Below are 23,341 nucleotides of genomic sequence, written 5' to 3'. Positions count from 1 at the left end.
CAAGCAGGCCTGTTAGTTTTAATTGCCTTTAATTCATTTCTCGTTCACACGCTCCCGCGTGGGAATGCATACCGATTTACCAAACACGTTTAATATCCAGCAAGCCCGCTTGTCCCATATAATCTCGGGCACTCGAATAACGCCAATGCTCGGGTAAATCAACATAACCACGCTTAACGGGATTTTGATGAATATATTCAATTTTTTGACGCATCATTTCGTCCGATTGAATCCATTCTGGATGACAACCTTCCTGCCAAAACTGAAACGCACGTTCTGACTTATGCGCCTTTTTATAAAAAGCAAATTGATCCAACAGGGTTTTAGCCCCCTTTTCCTGCAATAAAGCCAAGCACTGCTTGGCAGTAAACTGCTTAAAACGGGCAATGTCGCGTGACAAATCATCGCTCTCAACCACCATGTGCAAATGATTTTCTAAAATCACATAGCTGTAAACGTTTAAGCCTTCGGCTTGCAAAAAACGCAAGCTACTCAATAAAATATCAACGGTTTCAGGGCGAGTAAAGACAGGAATCCAATGCAACACCGTACAAGTCACAAAATGCGGCAAATGCCCATCTACAAATTGATAACGACTTCTGCCCATAATTAAACTCCATTTTTACCGCCTCGTTGCCATTGTTCCTTTACCACTTGGCTCCCGCTGTTCTATACCAACCTCGTTCCCACTGTCCTCAGTGGGAATGCCTACTGGTCTTGCATAAGGTCTGCATTCCCACGCGGGAGCGTGGGAACGAGTCAAACTCCATTTTTACCGCCTCGTTGCCATTGTTCCTTTACCACTTGGCTCCCACTGCTCTATACCAACCTCGTTCCCACTGTCCTCAGTGGGAATGCCTACCGGTATTGCTGCAGGTCTGCATTCCCACGCGGGAGCGTGGGAACGAGTCAAACCCTTTTCCAGAAAGAAGAATAGGAAGTAGTGAGTCTCTAAGTTCTTGCAAGGTAAAAACTTCCATCCGCAATTCTATTTGTTTGAGAATTAAGTTTTGAAGTGGTTCACAATTCTTTAAGTCAAATGCAGGTATGAGGCATTTAGCTTGAGTAAGATGTTCTCTTTTAATATGTCCCATTGTTACTGCTTTATCAGCGGCGATTTGTTGAAAGTTTTCTAGGTGTGTTTTTGTCCAATAATAGTAAAACCATTTAGGGTAATCTTCGGATGTAACTTTAAATAAGTGTTGATTTAAGGCAACCTTGCCACCGCACCATATATCAACCATTAAAGAGCCTGACCATGAAAACACAACGTCACCATTATTAACAATACATTCTGCTTTGATCTTTGAGGATGCTTGTTCTTCGCCATCGGCAAAGCCTTTTTTAAGTTGTGCAATTTTTAGAACAGGTATGGCGTCTTTTTCATTCTCAGGTCTAAATTTTTGTAAAGCTAAACCATTTTGATAGTGCGCTATTTCATCGAGTGATTTAACCATCCAGCCTTCAGGGATTTTACCCAATTCTGAATCGACTAATTTATCGGGGAAGAGGGCGGCGGTGGTTTTTAGGTTTGCATACTGCTCTGGGGTGAGTTGGTTTAGTTCGGTTTCGGTCTTTCCGCTAATAGCGGCCATGGCGGCGCGTTCGATTTGTTGGGCGGTGCCGCCTGCTTGTTTGGCTGCGATTTTGGCTTTTACGGGGTCGAAATCGACAAACCAGCTTTTAAATATAGCTTGTGCGATTTGTTCAAGGGTTTGGTTGGTTTGGCGGTTGAGTTCGATTTTATTACAAAAGTTAAAATAACCATCACCAATTATTATTTGCTTTTCATAATCAGGTAATGGAAAAAACAATTTGTTGAAATCTGTTTTTTTAAAGTGCGGTATTACAGAGTCTACATTTAATTCTTTAATTCTATTTTGTACTAGATTTGAACGTAGAGCAGCAAAAAGGTATTTTGGGTATACAACACCATTCTTAGCTCTAAGTGCAACCATGTCTTGTGCTATGCAAAAGCTAACTGGATTAGGAACTAAGCAAATAGCACCATTTTTACTTCCTTTGTTTGTTAAAAGAATATCTCCTGGTAATGGATGAGATCTAAACCAGCTTTCGTATATTTCTTCAGACACATATCTGACATTATTGAATGCAGGGTATAAATTCTCGTTGCTGACACAATTAGTTGCAATTAATGGAAAGCCAGACTCTTGAACCGGTACTGTTTTACCTCGATTATCAACAACAAACTCAACTGCATCAGCAAGCGAGATTTCATTAAAACTCATAACCCAACCCCGCCAAGTTCTTTTTAATCTCAACTTCTAATCGGTCGCTTTCTTCAAACTGTGTTTTGAGTTGTGCGGTGAGTCGGGCCATTTTTTCAGCAAAGGGTTCGCCGTCGTCTTCTTGTTCTTGTGCGCCGACATAACGCCCAGGGGTGAGAACATAATCATGCTTTTTAATATCTTCCAACGTGGCAGAATTGACCAGGCCTGGTTGATTTTGGAAGTCTTTTTCGGTTTGCCAATTGTGAAATAGGTCGGTAATTAAGGTTAGGTCTTCTTGGGTAAAGTCGCGCAAGACTCGGTCTTTCATATAACCGAGGTTACGGGCGTCTATAAACAACACTTCGCCTGTTCTGTCGCGCAATTGGCGGCCACTGGCGGCGGTTCTGGCTTTTTTGTTTTTGCTTAAAAACCAAATGCAGGCGGGAATTTGCGTGTTGGTAAAGAGTTGACCAGGTAGGGCGACCATGCATTCGATGAGGTCGGCTTCTATTAAGGCTTTACGAATATCGCCTTCGCCGCTGGTGTTGGAACTCATAGAACCGTTGGCGAGGAGTAAACCGACACTGCCATTGGGTGCGGTGTGGTAGAGCATGTGTTGCAGCCACGCAAAGTTGGCGTTGCCAGAAGGCGGTTTGCCGTAAACCCAGCGAGGGTCGTTGTCGTCCACCCCTGTGTCCCATTCTTTCATGTTAAATGGTGGGTTGGCCATGACAAAGTCGGCACGTAAATCTGGGTGTTGGTCGTTGGTGTAGCTGCTGGCGGGTTCGTTGCCAAAGTTAAAGTCGATGCCACGAATCACCATATTCATGGCGGCGAGTTGCCAAGTGGTGTGGTTGTATTCTTGACCATAAATAGACACATCGCCAATGCGGCCTTGGTGTTCACGAATAAAGTGTTCGGACTGCACAAAGAATCCACCCGAACCCATTGCAGGGTCGTAAACACGTCCTTTGAAGGGCTCCATCATTTGCACAATTAAACTGACGATGGATTTTGGCGTGTAGAACTGGCCGCCTTTTTTACCTTCGGCAAGGGCAAATTGGCCTAAAAAGTATTCGTACACATGGCCAAGAATGTCTTTACTGCTTAGAGAGTTATGTACAAACGGAATGGTGGCGATGAGGTCAATCAGCTCACCCAATTTGGCTTGGTCTATTTGCAGTTGAGTGTAGCGCTTGTTTAAAACGCCTTTCAGTTTTGGGTTGTCGACTTCAATGGCATCAAGGGCGTTATCAATCAGTTGACCAACCGAGCGGATTTTTTTGGTGTTCTTTCCGTCTGGAATTTCAATTTCACCCGTAATAACGACTTTGTTTTGGTTTTGTAAAAACTCCCAACGTGATTGAACGGGCACCCAAAACACATTGGCTTCGGCATAGTAATCGCGTTCTTCAAGTTCGGTGTTAATTTCAGCTTGGTATTCTGGGCTATCTTCGCCACCAAAATCAGCGGGGTCTAAATAGTAGGGATGTTCTGGGTTTTTAAATTGGGCGGTGAGTTCATCACGGCGAATGCCAAATGAGTCGGAAACGTATTTTAAAAACACTAAACCTAACATAACGTGTTTGTATTGCGAGGCATCTAACGAGGGCAAGAGTTTGTTGGCACTAGTCCAAAGTTTTTTCTCTAGGTCGTTTAAAAATTGGGTTTCGTTTTGCTGAATGGATTGGTTCATATTGGCTCATATTGACTTAGTGTGTGCTTTTAGTTGAGTGGAATTAGGGTAAAGGGATGCTGTGTAACGTCTTGTTGGTTTTTTAAGCGGCGCGCTTAGTTTATGCTTAGTTTATGATTTGTTTACGTTTAGCTTAGGTTTAGCTTAATAACCGATTCTAAACAGTCAAAGAGTTGTCCGGCAATGTTTAAGCCAAATTGCGCGTCCAGCTCGCGAATGCACGTTGGGCTAGTGACATTGATTTCGGTAATGTAGTCGCCAATCACGTCCAAGCCTGCAAAATACAACCCTTTGGCTTGTAACGTGGGGGCAATTTGGGCGCACAACCAGCGTTCGCGTTCGGTAATGGGCATGCCCACGCCCGTACCGCCTGCGGCAATGTTGCCACGGGTTTCGCCCGCCGCCGGAATACGCGCTAGGGTGTAGTCAATCGGTTGGCCATTAATCAGCAAAATGCGTTTGTCGCCGTCTTTAATTTGCGGCAAATACTGCTGCGCCATAATGTGGTGCTGGCCGTGGCCGGTCATGACTTCAATAATGACGTTAATATTGGGGTCGTTGTGTTTTACTCTAAAAATAGACGCGCCGCCCATCGCATCCAGCGGTTTTAAAATCGTGTCTTGTTGCTCGTTAATAAAGGTCTTTAACAAGTCGGCCTTGGCGCTGACTAAGGTGGCGGGGATGCAATTGGAAAACCAGCTGGCAAAAAGTTTTTCGTTGGCGTCACGCAACGATTGCGGTTTATTGACCACCAACACCCCTTGAGCTTCGGCCAGTTCAAGCAGATGGGTGCTGTACAAATAATCGTTGTTAAACGGTGGGTCTTGGCGAATTAAAATAATGTCCAGCGTATTAAGCGCGGTGTGCTGGGTTGCGCCAAAACCGTAATATTGTTGCTCTTTGGGTTTGTCCCAAACTTTAAGCGCGCTGGTGGTGGCAAAGGGTTGGCCGTTTTGCAAATACAGGTCTTGGGGTTGCATGTAAAACAGGGTGTGACCACGACGTTGGGCTTCGAGCAACATGGCAAACGAGCTGTCTTTGTGCGGTTTTATGCCCTCGATAGGGTCCATTACAATGCCGACATTTAGCGGTTTAAACGGCGGTTTATTGGTCATGGGACGTCCTCTGTGCATTTAATACGCGCTTCATCGGTTTTTAAGCGGGTTGGTGGTTTGGGTGGTTTGGGTTAAATTGCATCCAGCGACGGTAAATCGCCTTTGGCGGTGGCGATTTCACGCGCGGCGGCCAACAGTGCCAATCGCGCAATGACGCCATAAGCGTAAAAACGGTTGGGTGTGGCGTCGGGGGTTTGCGTCTCGTCGGGCAGGGCGCAGGCCTGTTCAAACGACAAAGGCTCAAAATGCATGCCGGGTGAATTTAAATTATCGGTGGCGGTTTTGCCGGTGTGTACACGGTAAAAGCCGCCAATTACCTGGCTGCCAATCATGTAGACCACCGGTTCGGCCACCGCACCCTCAATGGTTTCGTAAGTGTAAACGCCTTCTTGCACCAGCATTTGTTCAACGTGCAAGCCTTCTTTAACCGAGGACATTTTATTGCGCTGTTTGCGGTTAAGGTTAAGAATCTCATCGCTGCTGTCGACCGACATAATGGCCATGCCGTAGGTGCCGCTGTCCGATTTAACAATCACAAACGGCTTGCACGAAATGTTATGAGTTTTGTAGTCGTTAATGGTGGTCTCTAACACTTGTTTAACGGTGTTAGACAGCAACTCTAAGCCGGTGTTTTCTTTAAAATTAATGGGGCCACACGCCACCGAGGTTGGGTTAATCAGCCATTGCTGTATGCCAATTAACTGTGCAAAGGCGGCGGTGACATCAGAGTAGTGGTTGAAGTGTTGATTTTTAAAACGATTGCTCCACCCCAAATCCATGGGCGGCAACAGCGTTTGTTCGATGTTTTCGAGTATTTCGGGACGGCCGCCCGACAAATCGTTGTTAAGCAACACCGCACACGGGAAAAAGTCGTTGACACCCACGCGATTGCCTTGGCGCACCAGCGGTTTAAGGGTAAGCACATTGCCAGAAGGCAGGCTAACCAACAGTGGCGCGTCTAGCCCTGGAATGAGCGAGCCAATGTGGACTTCGTAGCCGGCGTTTTCAATTAGGGTTTGCAAGGTGTACAGGTTTTCTAAGTAATACATGTTGCGCGTGTGGCTTTCGGGAATAATCAACACGCCATCGGCGATGGGGCAAATTTGGGTAATGGCCGATTGCGCGGCGTGTACCGCCAGCGAGCGCAAATCGGGGTGTAGGTTGTTAAAGCCGGCGGGAAACAAATTGGTGTCCACGGGCGCCAGTTTGTAACCGGCATTGCGTAAATCAACCGATGCATAAAAGGGTGCTGGGGTGTTTTTAAATTGTTTACGAAACCAAGATTCAATCGCTACATGGTGGTCGAGCAGATGTTTTTCGAGCTCAAGAAGCGGGCCTTTTAAAGCGGTTTGCAAATGCGGAACTTGGTTGGTTGACAGCATAATGTTCTCTTGGGTTCTCTTAGTTTTGGACGCAATGGCGGTGAAAATAGGGCTAATAAATGAGTAAGCGTTGCATTATAACGTTATGTTGGCTTAATGCGCCACCACCTGGTTACGTCCCATGTGTTTGGCGTGATAAAGACGTTCGTCAGCGCGCTTAATCCAGTCTGGTAGGTTTTCATCGGTTTTATAACAGGCCACGCCAATGCTTAAGGTTTGAACAATGGGTTGACTAAACTCAAGCTGGGACACTCCATAACGAATTTTTTCGGCCAATAATTGCGCACTTTCGTGCAAAGTAGATGGGCAAATTAGCATAAATTCTTCGCCACCCCAGCGCCCAAAAGTATCGGATTTGCGCACTTGTTTTTCAATCCAAGCGGTCACTTTTTTAAGCACTTCATCGCCCACTTGATGACCGTAATGGTCATTGACGTTTTTAAAATAGTCTAAATCAATCATTAACAAACACACCGACTGATGATAGCGTTGCGCCTTTACGTGTTCGTATTCGAGCATGTGTTCGAGTTGCTTGCGGTTGGCAATGCCCGTTAAAAAGTCGGTGGCCGACAAAGCTTCTAAGCGCAGGTTGCTGGCTTGCAGTTGTTCTTTGGTTTCTTTAAGCGTTAGATTTGATTGACTTAATTGGGTGTTTAAACGGCGTAGTTTAAAAAGATACAGCCCACCAAATACGACTAAAACCAGCAAAGGCGACAATATAATCACAATCCATTGCCAATTAATTTTGGGCGGCTCTTGGGTGTTAATCCACCTTTGTGTAAGGTGCTGATGGGTTGCAGTGTCTAGGGTGTTTAGGGCTTTTTGTATAATGCTGTGCAGTTCTGGCCAGTCTTTACGAATGGCCATGGCTACGTCGGATTTAATCGGTGTTTCGCCATTAATTTGCACATTGCGGACGTTCATGCTGTTTAAGTAATGGGTGATAACGGCCACATGATCAATATAAGCAAACGCCTTGCCTTGAGAAACCGCTTCTAACCCTTCGGTGGGGCTTTGCACTAAGTTTAAGGTTAAGTTGGGGTAATTATTGTGTAAAGTTTCGTGAATGGCGTAGTTTTCAACTACGGTGATAACTTTACCTTCGAGCTTGCTCATTTTATCAATGTAATCAACTCCTTGCTGCGTGGCAATGACGGTGGGTGCGCTTAAGTAGGCTTGGGTAAATTGCACATAGTTTTGTCGCTCAGACGTAGGCAATACTGCGCTAAACATGTCAAGTTCTCTAAACTTTACTTTGCGCACGGCATCGCTCCAAGTCGACTCGGTGTCGGCGACAAACTTTAAACCGGTCATGGCCGTTATATGGGCTAGGTAGGCACTGGCAACGCCAGAATGTTGGCCGTTATCGTTTACAAACTCGAGCGGTGCCCAGTGTGGGTCAATGGCTACTTTAATAACGGGGTGATCTTGAATCCACTGTTTTTCGTCGTGCGATAAATGCAGGGTGTGGTTTTCGGGTTGATAAATGCCGCTATTAAGCTCAAAGGCGCTGTCTATTAAATTGTGCGCCAGTAAGGTTTTTTGCATAAATTCTAAGCGCCCAGGGTTTAACGAGCCAATGGGTGTTGAGTGCGGCTGAATCATCTCTTCGAGAACGTTGGCTTCAAATAATAAATGGTCAAACGTTTTGTCGGATTTTAGGTCGTCTTTGATGTAGTTGATGAGCTCTTTTTTGTGCTTAAGCGCATAATCCCAGCCTTTTAACGTGGCGCGTTTAAAGCGTTCAACCCTTTCAGGATGCTGGTTTAGCTCGGTTTGAGTGGTAAAAAGCATGTCGCCGTAAAAGTCTAAACCGTAATGCATAGGGTTAATAATATTGATGTCTATCCCTTGTTGTTTAAACCAATACGGCTCATTCGACAAATAAGACGGATAAGCCTGGATTTTATTAAGCAATAAGCTGTCGGGCAGACCTTTAATCATCATGCGTGATAAATCGGGTTGCACGTTGTTTTGGCGCAACATAGCCAAGAGTCCAAAGCCGTCGGTGTCTTTTTCGTAAAAGGCAATGGCTCGACTGTTTAGGTCGTATAAGCTGTCAATACCACTGGATTTTAAAGTAATAAACACCTGGGGAGAGTGCTGAAAAATGGGTGCGATAATGACCACTGGGGCTTTACGTGCTTGATAGAGCAGTAAAATGCTGTCAGCAATGCCGTAATGCGATTCGCCATCGATGACTTGTTGAATATTGTTTTTAAAAGGTTCGCGCGGTTTGATGGTGACGTCTAACCCTTCTTCGCGGTAAAAACCTTTTTTAAGCGCGGCGTAGTAGCCTGCAAATTGAAATTGATGTGTCCATTTAAGTTGCAGTGAGACAGACTCAAGTTCGCTAGTTGAATTAGGCTTTTCTACAATGGGCGTTGGCACCGCCAAAGAAGGGCTTACCCATAACAGTGCAGGAATTAAAATGAGCAGGCCTGGTAAGGCTTTTAAAAGCGATGAAAAAATCGATTTAAACACCGATGTAAGTACCTTTGCATTGATAGGGAGAATGTTTGCTTATAAATCGACTATTAATGGAGTGTAAAGCGCGTTTTCGAGCAAATTTTGGCTAAATAGTATACCTGTTTGTCTAAGAGAAAAGTGCTTTAAAAATCACCCCACAGTGCTTGTAAAATAGCCAATATAGCGGGGCCGGCGGTTTCGGTTCTAAGAATACGTGGTCCAAGTTGAATTGCGTTAAAGCCATTTTGCACAGCCAAATGCACTTCATCGTCGGTTAAGCCGCCTTCGGGGCCAATTAACACATAAATTGGTTGGCTGGCGTCATTCAAAACAGTGGGCGGCGTTAGGGTGTGCAAACGATTTTGAGCGTAAGGGTCAAGCACCAAACCCATGCAGGGCAATGCATTTGAGCCAAGTAACATGGTCTGCGCTTGGTTAAACTCGTTTAACCAGGCCTGGTAGGTTTGAATAGGCAACACCGTTGGCACAACGCAACGACCGCTTTGCTCGCAGGCGTTAATCACCATGGCTTGCCACTGGGCGCGGCGTTTTTCGAGCTTGTCGTCGTCCAGCCTGACTTCACAGCGTTCGGTAAAAATTGGTTGAATGGCGCTTACGCCCAGCTCGACCGATTTTTGAATGCTGATGTCCATGCGTTCGCCACGCGAAATGCTTTGCACTAAAGTGATGTTAAGCGGTGATTCGTTATCGCAGGGGGTAATGTGTTCTATAACAAACTCGGCGCTGCGCCGGCTGGTGTGGTTTAACACCCCATTGGCCGCATGGCCTAAACCGTCAAACGCCTGAACCGGATGGCCGCTTTTAAGACGTAATACCGTTAAGGCGTAATGGGCTTGCTCTTTGTTGAGCTCAAGGGTGTCTTGAGGTTTGGCCTGGCGATAATCGCCAGGTAAATACAAACGGGGAATGCGCATGGTGTAACGCTCTTAGCGCGCGTTGCGCAACGTTAAGGCGTTGGCAATGCCTAAGGTGGGCTCGATGCTGTTCATGCTGTAAAAATGTATGCCAGGCGCACCCGCGTCGAGTAGTTTTTGCGCCAGTTCGGTCACCACGTCTTGACCAAAAGCGACCAGGCCTGCTTGGTCGTCTTCAAAACTTTCTAAACGACACTTTAACCAACGTGGGACTTCGGCGCCACAGCCTTGCGAAAAGCGAATAAGGTTTTCGTAATTGGTGATGGGCATAATCCCGGGAATAATCGGCAGGTCAATGCCATTGCGTTCACAGTTGTCAATAAAGTAACGGTAGCTGTCAAAGTTAAAAAAGTATTGGGTAATGGCCGAATCGGCACCTTGTTGCACTTTGTGTTTAAACCACTGTATGCCAATGTCGCAATTGCGTGCTTGCGGATGGGTTTCGGGGTACGCCGCAACTTCTAGGTGAAATTGGTCGCCACGTTGCTCTTTAATAAACTTAACCAAATCGCTGGCGTATTTAAATTCACCCGGGTCGCGCATGCCCGAGGGCAAATCGCCGCGTAACGCCACAATGCGTTTAACGCCCAAGCTGGCGTAGGTATCCAGCAGTTGGGTCAGGCTCTCTTCGCTGGCACCAATGCAGGTTAAATGCGGGGCGGCTTCAAAGGGGGTGTTTTCTTGAATGTAACGCACGGTTTCTAAGGTTTTTTCTTGGGTGGTGCCGCCCGCGCCGTAGGTAACCGACATGTATTGCGGTTGCATTGCGCCCAAACCGTCAATAACGGTTTTAAGTTTGTCCATGCCAACGTCGGTGCGCGGCGGGAAAAATTCTAAACTGAGTTTTTGGGGGTATTTTTGTTGAGATTGCATGGTGTTCACCCTAAATTGTGTTTTACACATGTGACCAGGCCTGGTCACATGATTGTTATTGGCGGTTACAGCCCTGCATCGGCGCGCAGTGCGGCCGCTTTGTCGGTTTTTTCCCAGGTAAATTCGGGCAGCTCGCGGCCAAAATGACCGTACGACGCGGTTTTTTGGTAAATAGGGCGATACAAATCTAGCATGGTAATTAAGCCTTTGGGGCGTAAATCAAAGTGTTCACTCACCAAGCGTTCAATAAGACTGACGGCGACTTTTTCGGTGCCAAAGGTGTCTATACTGATTGAGGTCGGTTTGGCCACGCCAATGGCGTACGAAATTTGAATTTCACACTTGTCGGCCAGACCGGCGGCCACAATGTTTTTGGCCACGTAACGCCCAGCGTAAGCCGCCGAACGATCGACTTTTGACGGGTCTTTACCCGAAAACGCCCCACCGCCGTGACGTGCCATGCCGCCGTACGTGTCCACAATGATTTTACGACCGGTTAGTCCTGCGTCGCCCACTGGGCCGCCAATCACAAAACGCCCAGTGGGGTTTATGTGGTATTGGGTGTCTTTGTGCAACCATTCGGCCGGTAAAGTAGGTTTAATAATCTCTTCCATTACCGCTTCACGCAAGGTTGCGGTGTCAATGTCAGGACTGTGCTGGGTGGACAATACCACCGCATCAATCGCCACAGGTTTGCCGTTGTGGTAACGCAGGGTGACTTGGCTTTTGGCGTCGGGACGCAACCACGGTAGCGCACCGGATTTACGCACTTGGGCTTGGCGTTCCATTAAGCGGTGGGCGTAGTAAATGGGCGCAGGCATGAGCACATCGGTTTCATTGCTGGCGTACCCAAACATTAACCCTTGGTCGCCAGCACCTTGTTCGTGTTCGTCCGACTCGTCCACACCCATGGCAATTTCGGGTGATTGTTTGCCAATGGACGACAATACCGCACAGGTGTCGCCATCAAAGCCTAAATCGCCATGATTGTAGCCAATATCTTTTATGACTTTACGCACCAATTCTTCTTGGTCTACCCATGCGCTGGTGGTGATTTCACCACCAATCATCACCATGCCGGTTTTAATAAAGGTTTCGCAGGCGACACGAGCGCGTGGGTCTTGTTCCAAAATGGCGTCAAGCATAGCGTCTGAAATTTGGTCGGCAATTTTATCTGGATGCCCTTCGGACACAGATTCTGAGGTAAAAACAGTGGTAACAGTGTTGGTCATGCTGGTTTCCTTTAGGGCATCTCTATTCACCGCAGATTGATTCTGGCAACGTCAAGTTATTCAGATCAAGGCGCGAACGTGCGGTCATGTCTAGACCTGGCAAGCGTTCGTAACGCAGAGCTGAATAACTTGGCTAAGCCCCGCAGAATTCAACCTGAGGTGAATAGAGGTGCCCTTAGCGTGATGAATGCAAAATTTAGACAGATTGGCAACAAAACGAGAAAAGAATCTAAGATATTTTAACCATTCACAATCGTTAATAAATACGGGCTAACGTGTTGTTTACGAGCCGCAAAAATTAAATAGATACGTTAAACAGATAAAATGGGTGGAGGCAGATTCCTCGCTTTAGCCGTACTTTTAATGCGCCCGCAAGCTGATAATCAAATCGGCGCTGTGAAGTATTATGTGATAAAACCGATTTAGGGTCAAGTTTTGAGGGCAACGATGATGGGTGAGGGGGGTCATAAAAGTATCATCTGTTTGTCAAAAAGTCCTAATTTAAGTCGGTACAGTAAACGTTTTAAACTTGAGGTGGTCGTACGACTGCTTCTGTAAAAAGGCTTTAAATCGTTTATGTGCCAACCTTTGCAACGCGTACCCTCCAATGACAATATGGTCAATCATTTACAAAGCTCGGTGCTGGGTAGAGAACTGTTGTCCATTTTAACGCTTAAGACATTGTCGCCAGTGTATCAGCCCATTGTCGATTTAAAAAATCGCAATGTGTTTGCGTTTGAAGCGCTTATTCGAGGCCCAGAGCAGACGGCTTTGTACAGCCCGTTAAACTTGTTTCATGTGGCGCAAGAACACGGTTGTTTGTTTGAAATGGATTGGCTGGCACGGCAAATCGCCATCGAAAAATACAAACAATTTGGTTTAAACGAATACCTTTTTTTAAACGTCACGGTTAACACCTTAATGCAAGGCGCGCACCAAAGTGGTATGACATTAGAATGTTTGGGCGAGTTGGGCTTATCCATTGAGCAGGTGGTAATTGAAATTACTGAAATGCAACCCGTTGAAGACTTTTCATTGTTTGTGGAGTCGATTAATCATTATCGGCAAATGGGCTTTAAAGTAGCCATTGACGATTTAGGCGGCGGCTACAACGGTTTGCGCATTTGGTCTGAGGTAAAGCCAGACTTTGTAAAAGTGGATAAACATTTTGTGTCTGGCTTGGCAGATGACCCAGACAAACGCCGTTTTATGGAAACTATTTGCGCGTTGGCCAAAGGTCTTAACACTAAAATTGTCGCCGAAGGGGTTGAAGACGAAGCCACCTTAAAGGTGCTAGAGGCCATGGGCGTGGATTACGTGCAGGGGTTTTTGTTTAAAAAACCCCAAGCGTTACCCGTGACCACGTTAGATTATCAATGGCCCAGCCACCAAGTGTGCGTGCCCAATTTATTAGAAGAGCGCGCTGGGCGGTTGTTGCAGCCGTGTTTAACCTATAAACCCAGCGGTCATGTAAGCGAGGTGGCTGAGTTTTTATTGAGCGAACCGCACATTGATTTTGTGCCCGTGGTTGAAAACACCAAGGTTGTGGGAATAGTCTGGCGACGAGAACTTATGGATTTGTTGGCGCGGCGTTTTGGACGCGATTTGTATCATCGTAAGCGCATTGATGCCATTATGGATCGTCAGCCGGTGGTGGTTGAGTACGATATGTCGTTGGTCGAGTTAAGTCGTCTTATTACCGATTGCCAGGGCCGGCGCCGCGGTGACACCTTTTTAATCACTGAAAATGGCGAGTTTAAAGGCTGCGGACATTTTATGGATTTATTGCGCGTCATGACCGACTTAAAAATGCAAAGTGCGCAATACGCCAATCCGTTGTCGGGTTTACCGGGCAATGTGCCCATTAATAAAACCATAGAACGTTACTTGTTTAGTAAGGTGCCGTTTGCGGTTATTTATCTGGATGTGGATCACTTTAAACCCTACAACGACTATTACAGCTTTGATCAGGGCGACGATATTATTAGGTTTGTTGCTAAAATTTTGCTTGAAATCCGAGTGCCCGACGTTGAGTTTTTGGGGCACATCGGTGGCGACGATTTTATGATTATTACCCCAAGGGTTAACGAGTACAGCTCTATTTGCCAATCGGTTTTAAGCGCCTTTAGATCTCGTATTGCCAGTTATTACTCTCCACAAGATCAAATTAATGGTGGTATTAGCGCCGTTGGACGCGATGGGAAGGAAGAGTTTTTTCCTATTATGAGCTTATCGTTAGGGGTTTTATTGGTTGAACCAGGCCTGTTCAGTCACCAGCAAAAACTGGCCTCATTAGCCACTAAGGCCAAAAAAGAAGCCAAAGCACTTGGGGGTAATACCTTTGCGGTGATTCACTCGCAAGTGGCGTTGGGTTGATGGCTTGGGACGTTTAAGGTTTGCGGTTTTAAAGGAAGTAGGTATAATTTTACCCCTTTGGTGGCGTGCACTGTTATTTTGTAAGAGCGTAACAGTGTAAGGGTCTCTTAGCATTAACCGTTTTATTATTGAGTGTAACTATGTCAAACAGCGCAATTGCCGATCAGCCTTTGGTCGGAGTCATAATGGGTTCAAAATCCGACTGGCCCACCATGCAACACGCGGTAGAAATGTTAACGCTGTTTGGCGTGCCGCACGAAGTGCAGGTGGTGTCGGCGCACCGCACCCCCGATTTAATGTTTGACTACGCCCAAAGTGCCGAAAGCCGTGGCCTGCAAGTAATTATTGCCGGCGCGGGTGGCGCGGCACATTTACCGGGTATGGTCGCGGCCAAAACCGTGGTGCCTGTGTTGGGTGTGCCAGTACAATCGCGGGCGTTAAGCGGACAAGACTCGTTATTGTCTATTGTGCAAATGCCTGGTGGCGTGCCCGTGGGCACTTTGGCGATTGGTGAGGCGGGTGCTAAAAACGCGGGTATTTTAGCCGCGCAAATTATTGGCATTAATCACCCATCAGTGCGCCAAGCGGTTAAAGAGTTTAGAGCGCAACAAACCCAAAGTGTGTTGGAAAATCCCGACCCAAGAGTTTAAAACGATTGCGTTACATGAATCATTACAATCATAAAACCGTGACCAGGCCTGGTCACGGTTTTTTTATTTGGAGAAAACCATGACCCCGATTACCAAGCGCATTGGCGTATTAGGCGCGGGCCAGTTAGGTCGCATGTTGGCCATTGCTGGTTATCCATTAGGGCAAAAGTTTGGCTTTTATGGACTTAATCACGACGAGCCTTCGGCGTTGTTAGGGCACATGCATGTGCAGTCGGACGACACCCAATCGCTGGCTAAGTTGGTTGAGTTTGCCGATGTAATTACCTTTGAAAGCGAAAACACCGACGTAGAACTGGTGCGCCAAATCGCGCAAACTACGCCCGTGTATCCGGGCGAAAAATCGCTGTACATGTCGCAACATCGAGGGCGTGAAAAAGGCTTGTTTACGCAGTTAAATATCCCGTGCGCCCCCTATCAGTTGGTGGATTCTTTAGAAAGCTTGCACCAAGCGGTGGATAAAATTGGTTTGCCCGCCGTGCTTAAAACCACCACCGAAGGTTATGATGGCAAAGGCCAGTTTGTGTTGCGTGATGCCACGCAAGTTGACCAGGCCTGGTTAGAAATTGGTGGACGCGAATTAATTTTAGAAGGCTTTGTGGATTTTCAGCGCGAGCTGTCGATTATTGCAGTGCGCAACGCCCATAACGAACATGTGTATTATCCGTTGGTGCAAAACGTGCATCACCAAGGCATTTTGCGTTACAGCGTCGCGCCGGCGCGCAAGGTAAGCGACGCGGTGCAAAAACAAGCCGAGCAATACATGTTAAGTTTGTTAGACGAGTTGGATCACGTGGGTGTTTTAACCCTAGAACTGTTTGAAACCGCTCAAGGTTTGGTGGCCAACGAGATGGCGCCACGCGTTCACAATTCGGGGCACTGGACTATTGAAGGCGCTAACACCAGTCAGTTTGAAAACCACGTTCGCGCTATTTGCGGGTTGCCGCTGGGCGACACCTCGCCACGCCAACCTTTGGCGGCGATGGTCAATATTATTGGCCAAATTGGTCCTGTACACGAGGTACTTAAACAGCCCAACATGTCGTTGCATTTGTACGACAAAGCTGAGCGCGCTGGGCGTAAACTAGGCCATATAACTGTGTTAGCCGACAGCGAAGAAGCGTTGTTTGATAGCATGAAAACCTTGAGTGCGTTTTTGCCACAAGGCTAAGTTAAGCCAAGACAAGTAAAGCCAAACTTGTACGTTATTCAATAATCAAATAGATCTCTTTATCGGCCACGCCATCCCATTGGTCGGCGTCGGCCGGTGCGGCGATGACTTGAGTAATAACCGGCCAAACTTGCGCAAGATTGTGGTTGAGTTCACGATAATGTTGCATGCCTTCGGGCAGCGCATCTTCTTGAAAAATCGCTTGCGCGGGGCACTCGGCGGCGCATAAGTCGCAGTCAATGCACACGTCGGCATTAATGACTAAAAAATTGGGTCCTTCGTGAAATGCATCAACCGGACAAACCGCCACACAATCGGTGTATTTACAGTTAATGCAATTTTCGGTTACGACAAATGCCATCTTTGTAAGCCTTTTTGAGCCATTATGGGCTATGTGAGAGCCATTTTCTAAGCCACTTGTACAATGTTGCATGGCCGTTTCGGATAAGGTTTTGGATTTAAAATCGTCTGTATACTACCCAATATTGCGCTAATTGCAAGCCTGTATTATTGGGGGTTAATAAAGGTGCTTTTTAACGCAGACCCTGGTTTTTGAACACTTTTTGGATATTTTTTAGATATTTTTTAGATATTTTTGGGACACCCTCATGATTCGTATCACCAATGTAAAACTCCCTTTAAATCATAACGAAGCGCAACTTGAAGAGGCCGTTTTATTAACCCTTGGCATCGCAAAAGAACAGCTCATCGAGTTTACGATTTTTAGACGCGGGTTTGATGCCAGAAGCAAAAACAACATTACCTTGCTCTACACTCTTGACATAAACGTACAAAATGAAGCCGAGTTGTTGCAAAAGTACAGCCAAAATCAAAACGTTAGGGTTACTCCTGATATGAGTTATAAGTACGTGGCGCACGCCCCAGAAGATTTAGCGCAGCGCCCCGTGGTGGTAGGGTTTGGGCCTTGCGGAATCTTTGTGGCGTTGGTGTTGGCCGAAATGGGCTACAAACCCCTGGTGTTAGACCGTGGTAAAGAGGTGCGTGAACGCACTAAAGACACCTTTGGATTCTGGCGTAATCGAACCTTAAACACCGAATCGAATGTGCAGTTTGGCGAGGGCGGTGCGGGCACGTTTTCGGACGGAAAATTGTGGACGCAGGTCAACGATAAAAAGCATTATGGCCGCAAGGTCATGCATGACTTTGTGGCGGCCGGCGCACCCGAAGAGATTTTGTATGTAAGTAAACCGCACATTGGTACGTTTAAATTGGTGGGGATGGTTGAAAAGATGCGCGCAAAAATCATCGAACTGGGCGGCGAAATTCGCTTTAGCGCCCGCGTAGACGATTTGCACATTGAAAACGGTCAAGTCACCGGCGTAACCTTGGCAGACGGTCAGCAGATTAAATCAAATTACATCGCGCTTGCCACTGGGCACAGCGCGCGCGACACCTTTGAAATGCTCTATCAAAAAGGCGTGTACATCGAGGCAAAAGCGTTTTCGATTGGCTTTAGGATTGAGCATAATCAGTCGGCCATAGATGAGGTGTTATTTGGCAAAAACGCCGGTAATCCTATTTTGGGCGCGGCCGATTATAAGCTGGTGCATCACTGCAAAAACGGCCGTGCGGTGTACAGTTTTTGCATGTGCCCGGGCGGTACCGTGGTGGCCGCCACGTCAGAAGAACATCGTGTGGTCACCAACGGCATGAGCCAATACTCACGAAATGAGCGCAATGCCAATAGCGCCATTGTGGTGGGCATTGATCCCAGTGATTACCCCAGTGACAGCCCGTTGGCGGGCATTGAGTTGCAACGTCAATTAGAGAGCGCGGCTTATGTTTTAGGCGGTGAAAATTACGATGCACCAGGCCAGTCAGTGGGAGATTATTTGGCCGGAAAGTCCTCGGCGCAAGTGGGTTGTGTAGAGCCATCGTACAAGCCGGGGGTTAAACTCACCGACCTGACACAAATTTTGCCCGATTATTGCCGTGAAGCGCTGCAAGAAGCGATTCCGGCGTTTAATAAAAAATCAGCGGCTTTGCCTTAAAAGACGCGATGCTCACTGGGGTAGAAACCCGTACCTCGTCACCGGTGTCGATTAAGCGCGGCGACGATTATCAGAGTGTCAACACCCACGGTTTATACCCCGCCGGCGAAGGAGCGGGTTACGCAGGGGGCATTATGTCGGCGGCCATTGACGGCATTAAAGTGGCCGAAGCGATGGCGTTGGCGATAAATGCAGATGTTAAAGCGCAAAAGCTTGGTTAAATTATCAAATTCATAACCGAGTTTTGGCAACCCACTCAGCTATGCAAAAATCGCTTTTAGTGGGTAAAATGCCTAAAACTTATCCTAACTTAACCTTGCGCTCATTTATACTGTTTGGTCTAGTGTGGCTGGGGTAAATTAATTTACAATTCACGCTTTAGATCAATCTAAGCGATTTGGTCGAGCAATAAATATAAAGAGACCTTTGCAGGTGTGGACGAACGATTAGAAATGGTAATGTGTTTGCTTATTTTTTCTCGTATCCATCGGTGCAAAGGCCTTATAAGGTAAAGCGAACAAGCAATGGTTAAATGGCTTTTCCAATTAGAAAGTTGGTTTTTGCACCCGCGAGCTTTGAATGCGTTGATGGTGCTTTTAGTGTTGGGATTTGGGTGGCAAGTCGGCAAAGTGATTACCGCGCAACTTGAGCCGCAGGCGCGCGTAAACGTCCCGAGTTTAGAGGCGTTTGCTCAGTCTGGTATGGGCTTTAATCCGGCAGAAAATACCGTGACAAGCAGTGCGGCATCTGCCCCGTTTACGTTGTTGGGCAGCGTGCCTAAAGACAATCAAGCCATCGCATTAAGCGGGTCAGATACGCAACGTTTTATTGCCGCCGATGAGGTGGCCACCAGCAAACTTAATTTAAAACTGCATGGAATCATCAGTTTGCCAAAAAGAGTGGCAAATGCTGAGAGTAACGCTGGTAACGTTAATAACGCGTTTAAAAGTGCGTCTAATCGTGGCGTTGCCATTATTAAAACCGCCAGCGGCTTGGTGATTGTTGGGGTGAATGAAACGATTCAGCCTGGAGTAGAATTGGATTCGCTTTACCCCGACTATGTGGTTATTAGGCATCGCGGTGCACTTGAAAAATTGGTTATGGATTTTGATAATTCATTGCTTAAATCGGCGGTTAATCCTGATCTTAATGCCACGCAACCGTCGCAATTAAGCGACATTAGCAATGAAATAAAACAAGCGCCTTTGACGATTAGTCGTTACGTGCGCTTTGAAATGGTCAACGAAGGCACGCAAGTGGTGGGCATAAAAGTCTGGCCGCGCAAAGAAACGGCGCTGTTTAATCAGATAGGTTTTCAAGCGGGTGACGTGCTTAAAACCATTAACGGTGTGGCGGTAAGTGAGATGGTTAATAACCCACAACGCTGGCAAGCATTAATGAACCAAACCGAGTTTAGCCTGAGCGTAGAGCGCAACGGACAGACCGAAAACTTTAGCGCACGTTTACAGTAAAAAATTTATATTTAATTCCAATTAAAATCCCAACAGATTTACAAAAGGTTAACAGATGACAATTCACACACTTTTTACCCGCACACCGACCAGGCCTGGTCAATGGCTCAAAATGGGTGTGTTGGCGGCCGCATTGCACATGAGTGTATTGGGGCACGTGGTGCAGGCCGCACAAGGGCAAGAGCAACTTAATCAAAACTTTAAAGACGTTGAAATTGCCACGGTGATTGAAGCGGTGTCAAAAATATCGGGTTACAATTTTATTATTGACCCGCGTGTTAAAGGCAAAGTGACCTTAATTGCGCCACAGTCGATGGATCCAGCCGCCCTGTATCAGACCTTATTGGCTGTGCTGAATGTGCACGGTTACGTGGCGGTGCCAGGTGATGGGGTGATTAAGATTTTACCTGCCAATTTAGCGCGTGATCAAATGCCCTACCGCACGGCTGAAGACAATAACGAATCTTGGGTAACCGAAGTGGTTAATGTTAACCATGTAGACGCGGCTAAATTGGTGGCGATACTGCGTCCATTAGTGGCGCGCGAAGGCCATTTGGTGGCGCTGGCGGAAAGCAATAAATTAATTATTTCGGACACCGTGGTCAATATTCGCCGGGTTAAAGACGTGTTAAGCCGCGTTGACGTGGATACGCGTGGCAATTATGAGGTTATCACGGTTGAGCATTCATCAGCCGAAGAGCTGGCAAAAACGCTTAAAGGGCTTATTCCTAAAGGCGAGGGCGGTAATGAGGTAAAAGTAAGTTTTGATGGCCGATCTAACCGAGTTATTTTGACCGGTGACGCGCAAAAACGGATTCAGCTGCGTGCCTTAATTGCCGATTTAGACATTAAAGTGGCCTCCGAAGGTCGGGTGCAGGTGATTTATTTACGCTACGCCAAAGCCGCCGAAATTGTGCCAGTGCTGCAAAAAATTGCGGGCAATCGAGTGCTCATGGGGTCGGGAGAGGGGTCGGGTGACGAATTGACTACGCCCAGTGTGACCAATGTAACTGCGGCGGATGGCACAACCACCACTACCTCGACCGTGCAAGCGGCTAACACGGCCATTATGAGCGACAAATCGCTTAAAGAAAATATTAGCATCGAAGCCGATGAACGTATGAACGCCGTTATTGTCAGCGCACCTACGGCGGTAGTGACAGCGTTAAAAGGCGTGATTAAGCAGTTAGATATTCGACGCGCACAAGTGTTAATTGAAGCCATTTTTGTGGAAATTTCGGCTGACAAAGCCCTTGATTTAGGGGTTGAATGGGGGTTTGCAGGTCAAAATGGCGTAGGGCTTTTAAATTTTTCGGGCGCCATTCCTAATTTAATTGGTAACGCGGGTAATCCGCTTGAGCAGTCAAAAGTGATTGGCACTGGTTTGTCATTTGCCGGCGGTGAAGTGTCGGCCAGTGGCGATTCTGGTTGGGGTGGTTTTATTAGAGCTTTAAACAGCGATTCGTCGTCTAACGTGTTGGCCACGCCCTCTATTTTAACCCTGGACAACGAAGAAGCCGAAATTGTCGTGGGGCGCGAAGTACCGTTTCAGACCGGTAGTTACACCAGTGGTACCACGACATCAACCAATCCGTTCACCACCATTGAGCGTAAAAACGTCGGGTTAAAACTTAAGGTTAAGCCACAAATTAACGAAGGCAATGAAATCTATTTGGACATTGACCAAGAGGTGTCGGACGTCTTGCCTAAAGGCGAAGCAGTCGATATTCAAACCACCAAGCGTCAAATTAAAACCCGCGTAATTGTGGGTGACGGCAATATGGTGGTGTTGGGTGGCTTAATCAACGAAAAAGAAACGTTGGTGGATTCTAAAGTTCCAGGTTTGGGCGATATACCAGGCCTGGGCGCTTTGTTTAGTTCGACCCAGAATAAGCGCGAAAAAGTCAATTTAATGGTGTTTTTACGGCCTGTTATTATTAGGGACAACACCATGAGTGACTATTACAGCAATAAAAAGTACAGCTACGTTTACGATGAGCAAGACGAGTTGTTACGCACCAAAGACTCAACTTATTTGCAAGGCTTGCGCCCACGTTTGCCAACTTTGGAGCAATGGAAAGCCAGTGAACCCGCTACCCCATTTGATGCTGATGTCAAAGCCAATGCCAATGCAAACGGCAATGCAAACTCAGAGTCAAAAACAGCAACGGACGTTGAGCCGGCCAACAAATCCGCTAATCGCTTAATTTTCCCCATGACCACCGATGAGTTGTTAGGGTTATGAATTTAGCGTTGCCATTTAGTTTTGCGCGCAAACACAATGTGGTGTTGGCCAGCGCCATGAACGGTGAAACCGCGCTGTTTTACACCGCCAAAACGCCTTTGGTGGCGTTACTTGAACTGCAGCGGCGCTTGCTAAAGTGTGCGGTGCATTTTGAGGTATTGGGCGAGGCTGAGTTTGAACAAAAAATTCAATCCAGTTACGCCACCAGCGGGCAAAGCAGTATGGATTCAATGGATGCCATTGACACCGACGATTTGGCCTCTGTGTTTGCCGAGATAGGCGAACCCGAGGATTTATTGGACAGCGCCGACGAAGCCCCGATTATTAAACTGCTTAACGCCGTATTAACCGAAGCGATTCGCGCTAATGCATCGGACATTCACATTGAACCGTTTGAAAATCAACTGCGCATTCGTTTTAGAGTCGATGGTGTGCTTAAAACGGTTTTAACCCCTAAAATTGGTTTGGCCAGTATGTTGGTGTCGCGCATTAAAGTCATGGCGCGTTTGGACATTGCCGAAAAACGCTTGCCACAAGATGGGCGCATTGCCCTTAAATTGGGTGGTCGCGCGGTCGATTTACGGGTTTCAACTATTCCGTCGAGTTTTGGTGAACGTGTCGTGTTGCGTCTGCTGGATAAAAGTGCCAATCGCCTTAATTTAGTCGATTTAGGCCTGCCCAATCATTTAGAGGCTGGGGTGCAAAAGGCTTTAAGCAAAGCTCACGGTATTTTTTTGGTGACCGGACCCACCGGCTCGGGAAAAACCACCACCTTGTACGCTGGCTTGGGACGTTTAAACGACGCTCAGCGCAATATTATGACCATTGAAGACCCGGTGGAATACAACATTGACGGCATTAACCAAACCCAGGTTAACGCCAAAGCCGACATGACGTTTGCCAAAGGCTTGCGCGCCATTTTACGCCAAGACCCCGATGTGGTGATGATTGGTGAAATTAGAGATGCCGAAACCGCCAATATTGCCGTGCAAGCGTCGTTAACCGGGCATTTGGTGTTGTCAACTTTGCACACCAATACCGCCATTGGCGCGGTCACGCGCTTGCGCGACATGGGCATTGAGCCGTTTTTATTGTCGTCCAGTTTGGTGGGGGTGTTGGCGCAGCGTTTGGTGCGTCGCTTGTGCGAACACTGCAAAACGCCGTACACCGCCGATGCCGCCGAAGCCGAAATATTGGGTGTGCCCAGCGCGCAGATATATCAGCCTGAAGGCTGTGAGCATTGCCAGCACACCGGTTACAGCGGGCGCATGGGCTTGTACGAGTTAATTTTGGTGGACGACACGGTACGAAAACTCATTCATACCGATGCGTCCGAGGCCGAGATGGAAGCCTATTTACGAACCCACAGTGCGTCGCTTAATCAAAATGGTTATCAGGCGGTATTGGAAGGCAAAACCAGTTTGCAAGAAGTTTTACGTGTGACCCAAAGTTAAATGCACAAGA

Annotated in this window: 18 protein-coding genes; 8 read left to right on the top strand and 10 right to left on the bottom strand. The window is 47.0% G+C overall.

Annotated elements, in window-relative coordinates:
- Positions 1–76 precede the first annotated feature (76 nt).
- The 9 genes from EP181_RS07715 to metK all read right to left on the bottom strand — a co-directional run bounded on the left by EP181_RS07715 (position 77) and on the right by metK (position 11,933).
- Positions 77–607 carry an REP-associated tyrosine transposase gene (locus EP181_RS07715; RefSeq protein ID WP_127471125.1) on the bottom strand — a complete coding sequence of 177 codons (531 nt, stop codon included), beginning with the start codon at positions 605–607 and terminating at the stop codon, positions 77–79.
- Positions 608–845: 238 nt separating this feature from the next.
- Positions 846–2,249: a restriction endonuclease subunit S gene (locus EP181_RS07710; protein ID WP_127471124.1), complete on the bottom strand. Its 1,404-nt coding sequence runs from the start codon at positions 2,247–2,249 to the stop codon at positions 846–848.
- Positions 2,239–3,927: a class I SAM-dependent DNA methyltransferase gene (locus EP181_RS07705; protein WP_127471123.1), complete on the bottom strand. Its 1,689-nt coding sequence runs from the start codon at positions 3,925–3,927 to the stop codon at positions 2,239–2,241. Before EP181_RS07705 ends, EP181_RS07710 begins: the two co-directional genes overlap by 11 nt.
- A 128-nt stretch (positions 3,928–4,055) precedes the next feature.
- Entirely contained in the window at positions 4,056–5,042 is a 987-nt protein-coding gene (gshB, locus tag EP181_RS07700; protein WP_127471122.1) for a glutathione synthase, read from the bottom strand.
- A gap of 71 nt (positions 5,043–5,113) precedes the next feature.
- Positions 5,114–6,424, bottom strand: coding sequence for a glutamate--cysteine ligase (gene gshA, locus EP181_RS07695; RefSeq protein ID WP_127471121.1), 1,311 nt, complete (start codon positions 6,422–6,424; stop codon positions 5,114–5,116).
- Positions 6,425–6,517: 93 nt separating this feature from the next.
- Positions 6,518–8,908 carry a transporter substrate-binding domain-containing diguanylate cyclase gene (locus EP181_RS07690; RefSeq protein WP_127471120.1) on the bottom strand — a complete coding sequence of 797 codons (2,391 nt, stop codon included), beginning with the start codon at positions 8,906–8,908 and terminating at the stop codon, positions 6,518–6,520.
- 128 nt (positions 8,909–9,036) lie between these two features.
- Entirely contained in the window at positions 9,037–9,828 is a 792-nt protein-coding gene (locus EP181_RS07685; RefSeq protein ID WP_127471119.1) for a 16S rRNA (uracil(1498)-N(3))-methyltransferase, read from the bottom strand.
- 12 nt (positions 9,829–9,840) lie between these two features.
- Positions 9,841–10,701, bottom strand: coding sequence for a methylenetetrahydrofolate reductase [NAD(P)H] (gene metF / locus EP181_RS07680; protein ID WP_127471118.1), 861 nt, complete (start codon positions 10,699–10,701; stop codon positions 9,841–9,843).
- A 65-nt stretch (positions 10,702–10,766) separates the two neighbouring features.
- Positions 10,767–11,933 (bottom strand): methionine adenosyltransferase, encoded by a 1,167-nt coding sequence (gene metK / locus EP181_RS07675; protein ID WP_127471117.1) that lies wholly within the window; start codon positions 11,931–11,933, stop codon positions 10,767–10,769.
- A gap of 576 nt (positions 11,934–12,509) precedes the next feature.
- Between metK and EP181_RS07670 the strand changes: the two genes are divergently transcribed.
- From EP181_RS07670 to EP181_RS07660, 3 genes are all read left to right on the top strand, one after another.
- Complete coding sequence (locus EP181_RS07670) at positions 12,510–14,309, top strand: GGDEF domain-containing protein (RefSeq protein WP_232023385.1); 1,800 nt, start codon at positions 12,510–12,512, stop codon at positions 14,307–14,309.
- A 140-nt stretch (positions 14,310–14,449) separates the two neighbouring features.
- Entirely contained in the window at positions 14,450–14,959 is a 510-nt protein-coding gene (purE, locus tag EP181_RS07665; protein ID WP_127471116.1) for a 5-(carboxyamino)imidazole ribonucleotide mutase, read from the top strand.
- 79 nt (positions 14,960–15,038) lie between these two features.
- Positions 15,039–16,148, top strand: a complete 1,110-nt coding sequence (locus tag EP181_RS07660) for a 5-(carboxyamino)imidazole ribonucleotide synthase (RefSeq protein WP_127471115.1) — start codon at positions 15,039–15,041, stop codon at positions 16,146–16,148.
- 34 nt (positions 16,149–16,182) lie between these two features.
- Here EP181_RS07660 and fdxA read toward each other — a convergent pair whose 3' ends face one another.
- Complete coding sequence (gene fdxA, locus EP181_RS07655; protein ID WP_127471114.1) at positions 16,183–16,509, bottom strand: ferredoxin FdxA; 327 nt, start codon at positions 16,507–16,509, stop codon at positions 16,183–16,185.
- 247 nt (positions 16,510–16,756) lie between these two features.
- On the opposite strand from fdxA, the gene EP181_RS07650 reads away from it, so the two are divergent.
- From EP181_RS07650 to gspE, 5 genes are all read left to right on the top strand, one after another.
- Positions 16,757–18,160, top strand: coding sequence for an NAD(P)/FAD-dependent oxidoreductase (locus EP181_RS07650; protein WP_232023384.1), 1,404 nt, complete (start codon positions 16,757–16,759; stop codon positions 18,158–18,160).
- Between the two features lie 8 nt (positions 18,161–18,168).
- A complete protein-coding gene (locus EP181_RS12475; protein WP_232023383.1) occupies positions 18,169–18,381 on the top strand; it encodes a hypothetical protein in 213 nt (70 codons plus the stop codon).
- A gap of 378 nt (positions 18,382–18,759) precedes the next feature.
- Entirely contained in the window at positions 18,760–19,632 is an 873-nt protein-coding gene (locus EP181_RS07645; protein WP_172959720.1) for a type II secretion system protein N, read from the top strand.
- A gap of 55 nt (positions 19,633–19,687) precedes the next feature.
- Positions 19,688–21,877: a type II secretion system secretin GspD gene (gspD, locus tag EP181_RS07640; RefSeq protein WP_232023382.1), complete on the top strand. Its 2,190-nt coding sequence runs from the start codon at positions 19,688–19,690 to the stop codon at positions 21,875–21,877.
- Positions 21,874–23,331, top strand: coding sequence for a type II secretion system ATPase GspE (gspE, locus tag EP181_RS07635; protein ID WP_127471112.1), 1,458 nt, complete (start codon positions 21,874–21,876; stop codon positions 23,329–23,331). The genes gspD and gspE overlap by 4 nt, the downstream gene beginning before the upstream one ends.
- The last annotated feature ends 10 nt before the right edge of the window (positions 23,332–23,341 follow it).

Origin of the sequence: Thiomicrorhabdus aquaedulcis (assembly GCF_004001325.1) — a bacterium.
GTDB lineage: Bacteria > Pseudomonadota > Gammaproteobacteria > Thiomicrospirales > Thiomicrospiraceae > Thiomicrorhabdus > Thiomicrorhabdus aquaedulcis.
The sequence above is the reverse complement of the archived record's forward strand: the minus strand, read 5'-3'. Positions and strand labels throughout refer to the sequence as shown.

Excerpts from the sequence above, each read along its gene's own strand:
- EP181_RS07715 (WP_127471125.1), bottom strand. The coding sequence starts at position 607 with ATGGGCAGAAGTCGTTATCAATTTGTAGATGGGCATTTGCCGCATTTT.
- EP181_RS07710 (WP_127471124.1), bottom strand. The coding sequence starts at position 2,249 with ATGAGTTTTAATGAAATCTCGCTTGCTGATGCAGTTGAGTTTGTTGTT.
- EP181_RS07705 (WP_127471123.1), bottom strand. The coding sequence starts at position 3,927 with ATGAACCAATCCATTCAGCAAAACGAAACCCAATTTTTAAACGACCTA.
- gshB (WP_127471122.1), bottom strand. The coding sequence starts at position 5,042 with ATGACCAATAAACCGCCGTTTAAACCGCTAAATGTCGGCATTGTAATG.
- gshA (WP_127471121.1), bottom strand. The coding sequence starts at position 6,424 with ATGCTGTCAACCAACCAAGTTCCGCATTTGCAAACCGCTTTAAAAGGC.
- EP181_RS07685 (WP_127471119.1), bottom strand. The coding sequence starts at position 9,828 with ATGCGCATTCCCCGTTTGTATTTACCTGGCGATTATCGCCAGGCCAAA.
- metF (WP_127471118.1), bottom strand. The coding sequence starts at position 10,701 with ATGCAATCTCAACAAAAATACCCCCAAAAACTCAGTTTAGAATTTTTC.
- metK (WP_127471117.1), bottom strand. The coding sequence starts at position 11,933 with ATGACCAACACTGTTACCACTGTTTTTACCTCAGAATCTGTGTCCGAA.
- EP181_RS07670 (WP_232023385.1), top strand. The coding sequence starts at position 12,510 with ATGTGCCAACCTTTGCAACGCGTACCCTCCAATGACAATATGGTCAAT.
- purE (WP_127471116.1), top strand. The coding sequence starts at position 14,450 with ATGTCAAACAGCGCAATTGCCGATCAGCCTTTGGTCGGAGTCATAATG.
- EP181_RS07660 (WP_127471115.1), top strand. The coding sequence starts at position 15,039 with ATGACCCCGATTACCAAGCGCATTGGCGTATTAGGCGCGGGCCAGTTA.
- fdxA (WP_127471114.1), bottom strand. The coding sequence starts at position 16,509 with ATGGCATTTGTCGTAACCGAAAATTGCATTAACTGTAAATACACCGAT.
- EP181_RS07650 (WP_232023384.1), top strand. The coding sequence starts at position 16,757 with ATGATTCGTATCACCAATGTAAAACTCCCTTTAAATCATAACGAAGCG.
- EP181_RS12475 (WP_232023383.1), top strand. The coding sequence starts at position 18,169 with ATGCTCACTGGGGTAGAAACCCGTACCTCGTCACCGGTGTCGATTAAG.
- gspD (WP_232023382.1), top strand. The coding sequence starts at position 19,688 with ATGACAATTCACACACTTTTTACCCGCACACCGACCAGGCCTGGTCAA.
- gspE (WP_127471112.1), top strand. The coding sequence starts at position 21,874 with ATGAATTTAGCGTTGCCATTTAGTTTTGCGCGCAAACACAATGTGGTG.